The following is a 12,392-nucleotide window of genomic DNA, read 5'->3' as shown; positions in this document are numbered from 1 at the left end:
GGCCTGACGCAAATTAGGGCAATAAGCCCGGTGAATGCGAGGGAGGGTCTCATGGAGAACGTACGTCGCTACCGCGCGCTGGCGTCCCTCTGTCGTCAGCAGGCCGCCTACCGGCCGCTTCAGAACTGGGAACTCCTCGGCCAAGCCGAACATTTCGAATATCTCGCCGAGGTCGAGCTCAAGGCGCATTTCGACGCGTGCAACGTGCAGCACGACGAGGGCGCCGCGGCGCCCGCGACCTGGGAGACCCCGGTCGCGGCGTAACGGCGCTTGTCAGTCAATGCGACATCAGCGTCGGGACCGTCATGGCTTCCAGCATGGCGCGGGTGACGCCGCCGAGAATTCGCTCCTGCAATCGCGAATGGCCGTAGCCCCCCATCACCAGGAGATCGAGGCCCTCGTCGGCGGCCAGCGACAGGATGGTCGGCTGGATGTCGGCGCGCGTCGCCGACAGGCTGACCGTGCGGGTCGGCAGTCCGCGCCGGCCGAGATGTCTTGCCAGGCTGTTCGCTGAAGCTTCGTCCGAGACCGCCTTGTCCTCGTTGATGGAGATGATCACGATCTCGTCGGCGCGCGCCAGGAACGGCGCGGCGTCGTGCACGGCGCGCGCCGCGACGCGGCTGCCGTCCCAGCAGATGCCGATCCGCCCCGCCTGGAACGCGCCGTGGAAGGTGTAGGGCAGGAACAGCACCGGGCCGCCGGCCTGGAACAGGATCTCGCGCGGCACGTCGTTGTCGAACGAGCCTTGCGCCGGGTCGGGCTGCAGCACGACGCTGAGGTCGTGCAGCCGCGCCATCTCGCCGAGCGAGCCGGCGGCATCCACCGGGATCGCGCCGAGCGGGCGGCAGGCGTAGGAGATGCCGGCGTTCGCCGCTTCGATTTCGAACACCGAGAGCGCGGCCTCGGCCCGCTCAACGGCACGTTCGCGTTCCAGCTCGAACACGGCGGCGACCGCGGCACCGCCCTCCATCACGTAAGCTGCGCTGGTCGCGACATAGCCGACCGCGACCGCGTCGAGATGGGCGTTGAACTGTGCGGCGAGCGAAATCGAGCCATCGATCGCGGAACGCATGGGACGTTCGGTGGGGATGTGGACGAGAATGTCTTTGTACATGGCGCGGCTCCGATCGACGTCGTTTGGTTCGTGGCAAATCTTCCACCGATCAGGAAATGCTCGTTGACCTGCATCAATGGTGGCTTCGAGACCCGCTTTTGATCCTCCGCAAGCTCGCAGGCCCCCGAGCACCTAAGATGAACTCGCCAGGCGGTCCGGGATGGCAGGCCTGATGGAGAGTTGAATGGCTAAGGATTCGTCGTCGCAGCAACGAACCATTGCGATTGGCTATATTTTCGGGGCGGGAATCCTGCTCGTGCTGCTGCAATGGGCGGTTGCCACCTATAATACCGTGGAAAACATTCCCTACAGCCAGTTCGAACGGCTCGTCGCCCAAGGCAAGGTCGCGGAAGTATCCGTCGGTCAGGACACGATCCAGGGCAAGTTAAAGGAGGGCGAAAAGCTGGCGGGCGACAAGACCGCGTTCGTGACCGCGCGAGTTGATCTGCCGCTGGTGGAGAAGCTGCAGGACAAGGGGATCACGGTCACCGGCGTGCCGTCAGGCGGACTGTTCCAGACCATCCTGTCCTGGATCGTGCCTGCGTTGATGTTCTATCTGGTCTGGGTGTTTCTCGGACGGCGCCTGGCTGAGCGGCAGGGGTTCGGCGGGTTGATGTCGATCGGCAAGTCCCGCGCCAAGGTCTATGTCGAGACCGATACCAAGGTCACCTTTGCCGATGTGGCTGGCGTTGAAGAGGCGAAGTTCGAGTTGCAGGAGGTGGTGTCCTTTCTGAAGGATCCCAACAGCTATGGCCGGCTGGGCGCCCATGTGCCGAAGGGCATCTTGCTGGTCGGACCGCCCGGCACCGGCAAGACCTTGCTCGCGCGCGCCGTCGCCGGCGAGGCCGCCGTTCCCTTTTTCTCGATCTCCGGCTCGGAATTCGTCGAGATGTTCGTGGGCGTCGGCGCCGCGCGGGTGCGCGATCTGTTCGAGCAGGCTCGAAAGGCCGCGCCCTGCATCATCTTCATCGATGAACTCGATGCACTCGGGCGCAGCCGCATGCCGAATGCCTTCGGCGGTTACGACGAGAAGGAGCAGACGCTGAACCAGCTTCTCGCAGAGCTCGACGGATTTGATCCCTCGACCGGCGTCATCTTGCTGGCGGCCACGAACAGGCCGGAAGTGCTCGATCCGGCGTTGCTCCGCGCGGGCCGGTTCGACCGCCAGGTGCTGGTCGATCGTCCCGACAAGGGCGGTCGCGTCGCAATCCTCAGGGTTCACATCAAGAAGATCCGAATGGCGAAGGACGTCGATCTCGACAAGGTCGCGGGTCTCACCGCGGGCTTCACCGGCGCCGACCTCGCCAACCTCATCAATGAAGCTGCGATCGCTGCGACCCGCCGCAAGGCCGACGAGGTCGCCTTCGAGGACTTCACCGCGGCGATCGAACGTATGGTGGCCGGCATCGAGAAGAAGAGCCGGGTGCTGAACAAGGACGAGCGGCGACGTGTCGCCTATCATGAGATGGGCCACGCGCTGGTCGCGGCCAATCTGCCCGGAGTCGATCCCGTGCAAAAGGTCTCCATCATCCCGCGCGGAATTGGCGCGCTCGGATACACCATGCAGCGCCCGACCGAGGATCGTTTTCTGCTGACGGTGACCGAGTTGAAGAGCCGCATCGCGGTCCTCATGGGCGGCCGCGCGTCGGAGCGGTTGATCTTCGACGGCAACGTATCGACCGGCGCGACCGACGATCTCCAGCGCGCGACCGAGATTGCCGTCGAGATGGTGACGAAGTACGGCATGGACACGACCGTCGGCCAGCGAACCTATGCATCGAAACCGTCGATGTTTCTGCAGGCCGCCCAGGATGCGGTTGTCAGCGCGGCGGAGGACACCGGCCGCGAAATCGACCTTGCCGTGCGCGCTCTTGTCGAGGCGGGGGATGTCACTGCCCGCAAGATTCTCGAGGAGCATCGCGCGGATCTCGAGGCCGGAGTCGTGCTTCTGATCGAAAAGGAGAGCCTCAACGCCGAGCAATTCGCACCTTTGCGTGCGAACGCCACGATCGGTCAGGCCGCCGAATGACGTTGGATGAGACGGCCGCGCCTGCTGGCCGCGGACCAAACCTCACTTTGCCAAGATTTAATCGGATGGACGGGACGTCGTAAGGTGACGACGTCCATGTTGGATGCAAGGCGACACTTATCCAACATGGACATTTCGACATGAACGATCACGTCAATTCCGACACCACGACGTCCCGCAAGATCTTGAGACCGCGCCGGCTCGCGCTGCTCGGTACCGTGGCCGCGCTCGGTGTGGCCGTGCTGGCGGCCTCGCCCGGCTCTTCGCCGTTGGCTCTGAACTCCTTCATCGCGCCGGCCCAGGCCGCGGAATCCGCCGCAACGCCGCCGGGCTTTGGTGATCTGGTCAGCAAGGTCAAGCCCGCCGTCATCTCGGTGCGGGTCAGGATCGACCAGGACAACGACAAGAGCGCCATGCTGCAACAGAACCGGATGGATCAGGACGAGGATTCTCCGTTCGATCAGTTCTCGCGGCAGTTCGGCTTCCGTGGCCAAGGCGGCATGAACGGCATGCCGCGCCAGCGCCACCAGATGGTCACGGGCGAGGGCTCCGGCTTCTTCATCTCCGCCGACGGCTATGCCGTGACCAACAACCATGTCGTCGACCACGCCGCCTCGGTGCAGGTAACGATGGATGACGGCACGAGCTACACCGCAAAGGTCGTCGGCACCGATCCGAAGACCGATCTCGCGCTGATCAAGGTCGACGGCAAGAGGGACTTTCCGTACGTCAAATTCTCCGACCAGAAGCCGCGCATCGGCGACTGGGTGGTCGCGGTCGGCAATCCCTTCGGTCTCGGCGGCACCGTGACGGCCGGCATCGTCTCGGCCAGCGGCCGCGACATCGGCAACGGTCCCTATGACGACTACATCCAGATCGACGCGCCCATCAACAAGGGCAATTCCGGCGGCCCGGCCTTCGACATGAATGGCAACGTGATCGGCGTAAACACGGCGATCTTCTCGCCCTCCGGCGGCTCGGTCGGCATCGGCTTCGACATTCCGGCCTCGACTGCCAAGCTCGTCGTCGCGCAGCTGAAGGACAAGGGCGCGGTCACCCGTGGCTGGCTGGGCGTGCAGGTGCAGCCGGTCACCGCCGAGATTGCCGACAGCCTCGGGCTGAAAGAGGCGCGCGGCGCCATCGTCGACAATCCGCAGGACGGCAGCCCGGCGGCCAAGGCCGGCATCGAGGCGGGTGACGTCATCACCGCCGTCAACGGCACCGCGATCAAGGACTCCCGCGACCTCGCCCGCACCATCGCGACCCTGGCCCCGGGCAGTTCGGTGAAGCTCGACGTCTACCGCAATGGCGGGACCAAGACGCTGACGCTCGCGCTCGGCGAATTGCCGAACGAGCGGCAAGCCAGGGCCAACGGTGGTGCCGACGAGGGCAACGGACAGCCGACCGCTGGCACGCCGCGTCTCGGGCTCGGCCTGGCGCCGGCCGGTGAGGTCCAGGGCGCCGGCCAGAAGGGCGTCGTCGTCACCGAGGTCGACCCGCAAGGGCCGGCGGCGCAGCGCGGCATCCAGACCGGCGACGTCATCCTCAATGTCGGCGGCAAGGCCGTCGCCAATGTCGGCGACGTCCGCTCGGAGCTGGCGCAGGCCAAATCGTCGGGCAAGCGCAGCGTGCTGTTGCAGGTCAAAAGCGCGGAGGCGACGAGGTTCGTCGCGGTGCCGCTCGCTTAAGGCAAACGACACGTCCCATCAATCCAAAGGGCGGCCCTCTGGCCGCCCTTTACTTTCGCGTCCAGAGTTGACGGCAGGCGCCGATAACATTCTCGTCAACGGCAGCGATGGTGACCCGGTTCATACGAAAAAGCCGTGTTCGCCCATCACAGTTCCGATGCCCGTCAGCAACGACGCTGCCGGGATGCTGCAAGCGTGGAACTTCGAACTACCGGGTCTTTCGTGCAACTGGCCGGTGGCCCGCATTTGATCGGTGCCGACATGGATCGATTGAAGCTCTCGCTGAGGGGGGCGCTGCTCGCGGCGCCGTTCGTGCTTTGGGGCGGACACGCGCTCGGTCGTGACGACGGCCGCTACGCGGACTCGCCGCTCAAGCCATGGTTCGACAGCCTGCGCAGCCACCTCGGTCCGTGCTGCTCGGACGCCGACGGCTTTGCCGTCGCTGATCCCGACTGGGAGTCGCACAACGGGCATTACCGCGTGCGTCTGGACGGAGAGTGGATCGAAGTGCCAGATGAAGCCGTCATCACCGAGCCGAACCGCGCCGGCCGCACCATGGTGTGGCCGGTGAAGACCGCCTTTGGGGTCTCGATCCGCTGCTTCATGCCGGGCAGCATGATCTGAGACAGGCCAGCGTCAACGTTTGCTGGATTTGCGCTTCGACGACGTCTTGGCCGTCTTCTTCGTCGTTCTCTTCTTGGATGCTTTCTTCTTGGAGGCCTTCTTCGGGACCTTCTTGCCCTTCTTGCGCGCCTTCGACAGCCCGATCGCGATCGCCTGCTTGCGGCTCTTTACGCGTCCGCCGCGACCTTTGCGACCGCTCTTCGCGGTACCCTTCTTGTAGCGTCGCATCTCGCTCTCGACATCGCTGCTGGAGCTGCGCGAGTAGCGGCGCTTCTTTGCCTTGCGTGCCATGCATGTTCTCCCTTGGCCGGGGAGAACCGTTCGACACAGGCATGGTTCCGAAAGTGCGCACCCGACGTTGCGGGCGTATGCCGTCGCCTAGAAGGAATTCGCCAGCTCGATCTCCGCTTCCAGCACCTGGATCCGCCGCGCGGCTTCGGTAGAGGACAGATCGCGCGCATATTGCGCCGGCTGATAGGCCTCCTCGCTCAACCGCTTCAGCCTCAGCGACTGCGCCCGGGTCATCTGCTCGGCGAGGAAAACCTTGGCGTCGTATCTCACTTGAACCTGCATCTGGCGTCTCCGTGGTGAAATCCCGACTTGACTATATGTTCTTATTTTGTTCTAACAAGCCATGGACAACAGAATTAATGAAATTCGACGTAAAATCAGCGGCTTGAGGCTAGAAATGGCCGACGTCGAGGCCGCCGTGCGCGCTTCTATCAACGCTGATCGCGACTGCACCGAGCAGGCCCTTGCGCAGATGGATCTGCGTCAGAAGATCAATCTGTTGGTCGGCGAATGGAAGGCGGCCGGCGGCGGTGATGTGCTGCCTGACGTCCGCGACCGGATGCGGCTTCGTCTCAAGAAGAGCGTCGGCCATCCCAAGCGCGCGAACACACGGCGCTGAATGCTCTGAGGTGGCGCCATGGAGGAAGACCCGGACGCTTACCGGATCCTGAAATTGCGCGCCGAGATTCTCGAACTGGGCTCTGCCATCCGGCAATTGCAGCGTGCGGGTCTCGATCATGTTGCGGCCCAGCTTCTGATCGGACGCAAGCGGGCGCAGCTCGATCATCTCATGAAGACGAATTCCGCGGGCGGCGGGCTCAACTGCCAGAAGCGCCGGCCGCAATGAGCTGACGCAGCCGGTGGCCGGCCGCTCATCGAGACGAAAAAAAGCCCCGCTCTGCTGCGGGGCTTTTGTCCGAGATGGCGCCTGAGCTTACTTGGTGTTGCTCATGTCCTTGCTGCTCTTGTTCGTCATGGTGCCACCCTGATCCGAGCCGGGACCGGAGCCGCCCTGGCCGGAAGGATCCGCACCCTTGGACGCCTTGGTGTTGGCGCCGGTGGTCTGAGACGACGACATCGAGGATCCGTGTTTCGCCTTGTGCGACTTGGCTTGCGCGGCAAGCGGCGCGGCAGCGAGGCCGGTTGCCAACATTACGGTGAGGGCGAGCTTGGTCTTTGTCATGCGAGGGAACTCCCTGAGTTAAAATGACGCAGGCAGCCAACCGCGTTTTGCCGCAGTAGTTCCTGGCAAAGTACCAACCGTGCTTACTCACGCTTCAAGATTGCTTGTCCTCGGCGAGGATGAACACCACGCCGGTGAGGGTCGCGCCGATCGCGAACGTCGTTACCAATGTGAGGGCAAAAACCGCCGCGGCCTGGCTTCCGCCGTGATTGATCAGGCTGGCAACGGCGGGATTGCACAGGATCAGCGCGATACTGAAAGTCAGGCCGAGGGCCGCGCCCATCATGGCATGCGTCATCAGCTTGATGAGGCCGGCAGGAGAGATCAGGTCCGACGACTTCTTTGCGCGCATGGGAACTACATCCCGATCTGGCATGCAAACGCGGGCGGTCGTCTCTGGTTCCAAAATGAATGAAGGAATTGTCATTCCCGGCTTCATCCGTCGTTCATGCCGACCTTGCGAGGATGGCGCCATCAAACGGGAACATTCGATATGGGCAAGGTCGTCTTTCTTTACCGCTCACTGGCCTATCGCAACGCCGCCGCGGACATTCTGCGGAAGGCGCGCAAGCTGCCGCGGGGCGCGGAGCGAAGCGCGGCTCGCCGCTATGCCAGGGCGTTACGGGATCTCGCCCAAACGGAAGCCTGGCTCGAAGGCCGCGTCGCGCGCGAATCGCGGACGGTGCAACGCATGACCAGCGCGGCGTCCGGCTAGAGCTTTTATGCTCGTCATGACGCGTTGTTGCGGCGCGAAACGGTCTCCGCTTCGCTGCAAAACGCTCTAACCCGATGCGCGTTGCAATTCGGCGGAGCTGGCGTCCTCGAACTTGCCGGATGCGGTCGTCGCCGCTGACTTGCGTGTCAACGGCACCTCTAGACGGCACAACAGGCCCTCGGCCCGCCAATCGAATTGCGCCTGTCCACCGAGCTGGGACTCGACGCTCGCCAGCAGGCTCCGCGTGCCGAAGCCGCGCGATTTCGGAGTGATGACGAGCGGACCGCCGGATTCCTCCCAGTTCAGCGTCAGAACCTGATCCTCGACCTGCCAGCCGATGGTGAGCCGTCCCGATCTGGTCGAGAGCGCGCCATACTTGGCCGAGTTGGTGAAGAGCTCGTGCAATGCGAGCGCCAGCGTCTGGGCCGTCGCCGGCAGCAACTGAACCTTCGGACCCGCCAACATGATCTGGCCGCCGAGCGAATAGGGCGCAAGCTCCTCGTCGATCAGCCGGGAGAGCTCGGCGCCCTGCCAGCTCGACAGTGACAGGATGGTGTGCACGCGCGCCAGCGCGTTGATGCGTCCCTCGACGGCGCTGACATAGGCCTTGACCTCGTCGGCCCGCGTCAGGCGCACGATCGACTGCGCCAGCGCCAGCGCGTTTTTGGCGCGATGATCGACTTCCCGCGCCAGCAGGTTTTGCCGTTCCTCGGCCCGCTTGCGTTCCGTGATGTCCACGGTGACGCCGCTGACGCGAACGACGCGGCTGCTATCGTCCACGGTTGCCGCCGCCGTGCCGACGCACCAGCGCACCTCTCCGTCCGGCCGTATGATGCGGAACTCGGTCTCATAAGCCCGCGTGCCCTTGTTGAACTCGGCGATCGCCTTGCGCAACTGATCGAGGTCATCGGGATGCAACAGCGCCTGGACGTTGGCGGGGTTGACCTCGAAGGTTTCGGGGCTGACGCCGAAGATGCGATACTGCCCTTCGTCCCACATCCAGTCGCCGCTGATCCAGTCCCAATCCCAGGAGCCCATCTTGCCGGCGGCGATCGCCATGCTGCGCCGCTGCTCGCTCTCGCGCAGCTTCGCGGTGGAGTTTTCCAGTTCCGCCGTACGTGCGCGGACGCGATCCTCGAGCTCATGGTTCAGCCGTTCGAGCTCGCGCGTCTTGCGATAGAGCTCGGCAAACACCTTGATCTTGGCGCGCAGCACCTCCGGCACGACCGGGACCGGGACGTAGTCGACCGCGCCCATTTCGTAACCGCGCAGCCGGTCGATGTCGCTGACCTGGATGGCGGAGATGAAGATCATCGCGGTCTTCTGGAAACGCGGATGCTCGCGGATCATTGCGGCGAGCTCGAAGCCGTCGAGCTCGGGCATGCAGACGTCGACCAGGATCACCGCGATCTCGGTCTTGAGCAGCAGCTCCAGCGCCTCGCGCCCGGACGAGGCGATCACGAGGTTCTCGCCGAGGTCCTTCAGGATCACCTCATAGGCGAGCAGCTTTGCGGGCTGGTCGTCGACAAGGAGGATGTTGACCTTTTCGTGGTCCATTCTCGGATCCAACTCAGCGGTGCAGCCACATGCGGATCGCAAGCAGCAATTGATCGGTGTTGACGGGTTTGGCGAGGTAGTCGGACGCGCCGGCTTCGAGGCATTTCTCCCGGTCGCCCTTCATCGCCTTGGCGGTCAGCGCGATGATCGGAAGGCGGGCGAAGGCCGGATTTTCGCGGATGACGCCGATGGTCTGATAGCCATCCATCTGCGGCATCATGATGTCCATCAGGACGATGGCGATCTCCGGGTTGGATTCGACCAGGGTCACCGCTTCGCTGCCGGTCGTTGCCGTCAGTACTTTCATGCCGCGGCGTTCCAGCACGCTCGACAGCGCGAAGATGTTGCGGGCGTCGTCGTCGACGAGCAGGGCGGTCTTGCCGATCAGGTCCTCGTCGGAACTGTTCAGCTTCTCCAGCATGCGCTGCTTCTCAAGCGGAAGTTCCGTGATCACGCGGTGCAGGAACAGCGCGGTCTCGTCGAGCAGTCGTTCGGGCGATTCCACGCCCTTGACCACGATGCTGCGGGCCATGGTGTGGAGTTCCGCGTCCTCCTCCGCCGAAAGCTCGCGGCCGGTGAACACCACCACCGGAACGTTCGACAGCGCCTCGTCGTTGCGGATCTGGTCCAGCACCTCGAAGCCGCTCATGTCGGGCAGGCGGAGGTCGAGCACCACGCAGTCGCAGGGCGCTTCGCGCAGTGTCGAGAGCGCGCCAGCACCGGTGTCGGTCGTCACGATCTCGATATCGTCGTGGTGCAGCAGCTCGCGGATCGAGAGCTGCTCGGCTTCGTTGTCCTCGACGATCAGGAGTCGCTTGCGCCTGGGCCGTGCATATTCCTTGATCTGCGTCAGCGCGGCCGCGACGCCTTCGGTCGTCGTCGGCTTGTTGACGAAGGAGAACGCGCCGCGCGCCAGTGCATGCTGGCGATCCTCGTCGAGCGTGATGATCTGCACGGGGATGTGACGGGTCAGCGGATTGTGCTTGAGCTGGCTCAGCACGGTCCACCCGAGCATGTCGGGCAGGAACACGTCGAGCGAGACGGCACGCGGCTGATATTGCTTGGCGAGCTCCAGCGCCTCCGCGCCGCGGGCGGCGACCAGCACCTTGAATCCCTTGTCGCGCGCGAGATCGACCAGCACGCGCGCGTAATGCGGGTCGTCCTCGACGATCAGCAGGATGCTGTCGCCGGGCTCGAGGTTGAGCCGGTCGTCGGGAAGCTGCTCGATGACGCGCGGCTGCTGGTCGGCCGTGGCCGGCTGTAGCGCCGGAGGCTGGTTATGCTGCTGCGGCGCAGGCGCCGCGCGCGGCGCCAGTGTCGGGCCGGAATATTTCAGCGGCAGGTAAAGAATGAAAGACGAGCCCTTGCCGGGCGAGCTGCGCAGATGGATCTCGCCGCCGAGCAGGCTCGCCAGCTCGCGGCTGATCGCAAGGCCGAGGCCGGTGCCGCCGTATTTCCGGCTGGTGCCGGCATCCGCCTGCTGGAACGCCTCGAAGATCAGCTTCTGCTTCTCCAGGGGAATGCCGATGCCGGTATCGGACACTTCGAACGCGATCACGGCCGGTGCGGTGTTCAGCACCGGGTGATCCGTTCCCCAGCCGCCGAGCGCGCCGGCGACCTTGAGGCGCACCTCGCCCTCGGCGGTGAACTTGAAGGCGTTGGACAACAGGTTCTTCAGCACCTGTTGCAGACGCTTGGAGTCGGTGACGATGCTGCGCGGCAAGTTCGGATCGACGTCGATCTTGAACGACAGGTTGCGGTTGTCCGCCTCGTGGCGGAACGGCCGCCCGACGGTCTCGAGCAAATTCGCGGTCAGGATTTCCTCGGCGTCGACCGTCACCGTGCCGGATTCGATCTTGGACAGATCCAGAATGTCGCTGATCAGATTGAGCAGGTCGGTGCCGGCGCCGTGGATGGTGCGGGCGAACTCGACCTGCTTGGCCGAGAGGTTGCCGTCCGGATTGTCGGTGAGCTGCTGCCCCAGGATCAGGATCGAGTTCAGCGGCGTGCGCAGCTCGTGGCTCATATTGGCGAGGAATTCGGACTTGTACTTCGAGGTCAGCGCAAGCTCGGTCGCCTTTTCCTCCAGGGCGCGGCGGGCCTGCTCGATCTCCTGGTTCTTGCGTTCGACCTCGACGTTGCGCTCGGCGAGCTGCTGCGCCTTCTGCTCGAGCTGGTCGTTGGTCTGTTGCAATTCGCGTTGCTGGGTCTGGAGCTCGCCGGCGAGCTGTTGCGACTGCTTGAGTAGGCCTTCGGTCTGCATCGTCGCTTCGATCGAATTGAGCACGATGCCGATGGAGTCGGTGAGCTGCTCCAGGAAGGTCATCTGCGAGGTCGTGAAGGAGACCAGCGAGGCGAGCTCGATCACGGCCTTGACCTGGCCCTCGAACAGCACCGGCAGCACGACGAGGTTCTTCGGCGCGACGCGGAACAGCGCCGAGTTGATCGGCACCACGTCGGGCGGAATGTCGGCGACCACGCGCGGCCGCTTGTCGAGAGCGCATTGGCCGATCAGGCCGTCGCCGAACTGCAGCACGCGCTGATAGGGGTAGATGCCGTCGCTGGCATAGGAGGCCAGCAGCAGGAGTTGCGGATTGTCCTCGTTCTCGACCTGGTAGATCACGCCGGTATGCGCATTCACCAGTGGCGACAGCTCGGTCAGCAGCAGCCGGCCGACCGTGGTGAGGTCGCGCTGGCCCTGGAGCATGTTGGTGAATTTGGCGAGGTTGGTCTTCAGCCAGTCCTGCTCGGTGTTCACGTCCGTCGTAAGACGGAGATTCGTGATCATCGTGTTGATGTTGTCCTTCAGTTCGGCCATTTCGCCGCGCGCATCGACCTGAATCGAGCGCGTCAGGTCGCCCTTGGTCACGGCGGTCGCGACCTCGGCAATGGCGCGCACCTGCGAGGTCAGGTTGGCGGCGAGCAGGTTGACGTTGCCGGTGAGGTCCTTCCAGGTGCCGGCCGCGCTCGGCACGTTGGCTTGGCCGCCGAGCCGGCCTTCGACGCCGACCTCGCGCGCCACGCTGGTCACCTGATCGGCAAAGGTCGCGAGCGTCTCGGTCATGTTGTTGATGGTGTCGGCGAGCGCGGCGACTTCGCCCTTCGACTTCACGGTGAGCTGCTGCTTCAAGTCGCCGTCGGCAACCGCGGTCACCACCTTGACGATGCCGCGCACCTGTTCGGTCAGGTTC

At 64.3% G+C, this 12,392-nt stretch carries 14 protein-coding genes; 7 read left to right on the top strand and 7 right to left on the bottom strand.

Annotation, left to right across the window (positions count from 1 at the left end; genetic code table 11):
• The first annotated feature begins 51 nt into the window (after positions 1 to 51).
• Positions 52 to 264, top strand: a complete 213-nt coding sequence (locus tag SE92_RS15140) for a hypothetical protein (RefSeq protein WP_063203548.1) — start codon at positions 52 to 54, stop codon at positions 262 to 264.
• Between the two features lie 13 nt (positions 265 to 277).
• On the opposite strand, the gene SE92_RS15135 is transcribed toward SE92_RS15140, so the two are convergent.
• Complete coding sequence (locus tag SE92_RS15135; protein WP_063196487.1) at positions 278 to 1,114, bottom strand: universal stress protein; 837 nt, start codon at positions 1,112 to 1,114, stop codon at positions 278 to 280.
• A gap of 184 nt (positions 1,115 to 1,298) precedes the next feature.
• On the opposite strand from SE92_RS15135, the gene ftsH reads away from it, so the two are divergent.
• The 3 genes from ftsH to SE92_RS15120 all read left to right on the top strand — a co-directional run bounded on the left by ftsH (position 1,299) and on the right by SE92_RS15120 (position 5,455).
• Positions 1,299 to 3,143, top strand: coding sequence for an ATP-dependent zinc metalloprotease FtsH (gene ftsH, locus SE92_RS15130; RefSeq protein WP_063196486.1), 1,845 nt, complete (start codon positions 1,299 to 1,301; stop codon positions 3,141 to 3,143).
• 140 nt (positions 3,144 to 3,283) lie between these two features.
• Positions 3,284 to 4,831: a Do family serine endopeptidase gene (locus tag SE92_RS15125; protein WP_063196485.1), complete on the top strand. Its 1,548-nt coding sequence runs from the start codon at positions 3,284 to 3,286 to the stop codon at positions 4,829 to 4,831.
• A 261-nt stretch (positions 4,832 to 5,092) separates the two neighbouring features.
• Positions 5,093 to 5,455: a hypothetical protein gene (locus SE92_RS15120; protein WP_063203547.1), complete on the top strand. Its 363-nt coding sequence runs from the start codon at positions 5,093 to 5,095 to the stop codon at positions 5,453 to 5,455.
• Positions 5,456 to 5,467: 12 nt separating this feature from the next.
• Here SE92_RS15120 and SE92_RS15115 read toward each other — a convergent pair whose 3' ends face one another.
• Together SE92_RS15115 and SE92_RS15110 are read right to left on the bottom strand one after the other, a co-directional pair.
• Positions 5,468 to 5,746, bottom strand: coding sequence for a DUF6496 domain-containing protein (locus tag SE92_RS15115; RefSeq protein ID WP_063196484.1), 279 nt, complete (start codon positions 5,744 to 5,746; stop codon positions 5,468 to 5,470).
• Between the two features lie 87 nt (positions 5,747 to 5,833).
• A complete protein-coding gene (locus SE92_RS15110; protein WP_063196483.1) occupies positions 5,834 to 6,028 on the bottom strand; it encodes a DUF3072 domain-containing protein in 195 nt (64 codons plus the stop codon).
• A gap of 115 nt (positions 6,029 to 6,143) precedes the next feature.
• Between SE92_RS15110 and SE92_RS15105 the strand changes: the two genes are divergently transcribed.
• Complete coding sequence (locus SE92_RS15105) at positions 6,144 to 6,365, top strand: hypothetical protein (RefSeq protein WP_063196482.1); 222 nt, start codon at positions 6,144 to 6,146, stop codon at positions 6,363 to 6,365.
• 18 nt (positions 6,366 to 6,383) lie between these two features.
• Entirely contained in the window at positions 6,384 to 6,593 is a 210-nt protein-coding gene (locus SE92_RS15100; RefSeq protein ID WP_063196481.1) for a hypothetical protein, read from the top strand.
• Between the two features lie 87 nt (positions 6,594 to 6,680).
• On the opposite strand, the gene SE92_RS15095 is transcribed toward SE92_RS15100, so the two are convergent.
• Both SE92_RS15095 and SE92_RS15090 read right to left on the bottom strand, forming a co-directional pair.
• Positions 6,681 to 6,929: a hypothetical protein gene (locus SE92_RS15095; protein WP_063196480.1), complete on the bottom strand. Its 249-nt coding sequence runs from the start codon at positions 6,927 to 6,929 to the stop codon at positions 6,681 to 6,683.
• 94 nt (positions 6,930 to 7,023) lie between these two features.
• Positions 7,024 to 7,281 carry a hypothetical protein gene (locus SE92_RS15090; RefSeq protein WP_063196479.1) on the bottom strand — a complete coding sequence of 86 codons (258 nt, stop codon included), beginning with the start codon at positions 7,279 to 7,281 and terminating at the stop codon, positions 7,024 to 7,026.
• Positions 7,282 to 7,422: 141 nt separating this feature from the next.
• Here SE92_RS15090 and SE92_RS15085 point away from each other — a divergent pair, with 141 nt between their 5' ends.
• Positions 7,423 to 7,644 (top strand): hypothetical protein, encoded by a 222-nt coding sequence (locus tag SE92_RS15085; protein WP_063196478.1) that lies wholly within the window; start codon positions 7,423 to 7,425, stop codon positions 7,642 to 7,644.
• 66 nt (positions 7,645 to 7,710) lie between these two features.
• Here the strand turns inward: SE92_RS15085 and SE92_RS15080 are convergent, their stop codons facing one another.
• Positions 7,711 to 9,201, bottom strand: coding sequence for an HWE histidine kinase domain-containing protein (locus SE92_RS15080; protein ID WP_063196477.1), 1,491 nt, complete (start codon positions 9,199 to 9,201; stop codon positions 7,711 to 7,713).
• A gap of 13 nt (positions 9,202 to 9,214) precedes the next feature.
• Positions 9,215 to 12,392: response regulator (locus SE92_RS15075; protein WP_157095886.1), on the bottom strand; the 3,178-nt coding region annotated here is incomplete at its 5' end.

Source organism: Bradyrhizobium sp. AT1 (assembly GCF_001590795.1).
Classification (GTDB): Bacteria; Pseudomonadota; Alphaproteobacteria; order Rhizobiales; family Xanthobacteraceae; genus Bradyrhizobium.
The sequence above is the reverse complement of the archived record's forward strand: the minus strand, read 5'-3'. Positions and strand labels throughout refer to the sequence as shown.

Bases quoted from the DNA above. Each gene is read 5' to 3' on its own strand.
- SE92_RS15140 (WP_063203548.1), top strand. From the start codon at position 52: ATGGAGAACGTACGTCGCTACCGCGCGCTGGCGTCCCTCTGTCGTCAG.
- SE92_RS15135 (WP_063196487.1), bottom strand. From the start codon at position 1,114: ATGTACAAAGACATTCTCGTCCACATCCCCACCGAACGTCCCATGCGT.
- ftsH (WP_063196486.1), top strand. From the start codon at position 1,299: ATGGCTAAGGATTCGTCGTCGCAGCAACGAACCATTGCGATTGGCTAT.
- SE92_RS15125 (WP_063196485.1), top strand. From the start codon at position 3,284: ATGAACGATCACGTCAATTCCGACACCACGACGTCCCGCAAGATCTTG.
- SE92_RS15120 (WP_063203547.1), top strand. From the start codon at position 5,093: ATGGATCGATTGAAGCTCTCGCTGAGGGGGGCGCTGCTCGCGGCGCCG.
- SE92_RS15115 (WP_063196484.1), bottom strand. From the start codon at position 5,746: ATGGCACGCAAGGCAAAGAAGCGCCGCTACTCGCGCAGCTCCAGCAGC.
- SE92_RS15110 (WP_063196483.1), bottom strand. From the start codon at position 6,028: ATGCAGGTTCAAGTGAGATACGACGCCAAGGTTTTCCTCGCCGAGCAG.
- SE92_RS15105 (WP_063196482.1), top strand. From the start codon at position 6,144: ATGGCCGACGTCGAGGCCGCCGTGCGCGCTTCTATCAACGCTGATCGC.
- SE92_RS15100 (WP_063196481.1), top strand. From the start codon at position 6,384: ATGGAGGAAGACCCGGACGCTTACCGGATCCTGAAATTGCGCGCCGAG.
- SE92_RS15095 (WP_063196480.1), bottom strand. From the start codon at position 6,929: ATGACAAAGACCAAGCTCGCCCTCACCGTAATGTTGGCAACCGGCCTC.
- SE92_RS15090 (WP_063196479.1), bottom strand. From the start codon at position 7,281: ATGCGCGCAAAGAAGTCGTCGGACCTGATCTCTCCTGCCGGCCTCATC.
- SE92_RS15085 (WP_063196478.1), top strand. From the start codon at position 7,423: ATGGGCAAGGTCGTCTTTCTTTACCGCTCACTGGCCTATCGCAACGCC.
- SE92_RS15080 (WP_063196477.1), bottom strand. From the start codon at position 9,201: ATGGACCACGAAAAGGTCAACATCCTCCTTGTCGACGACCAGCCCGCA.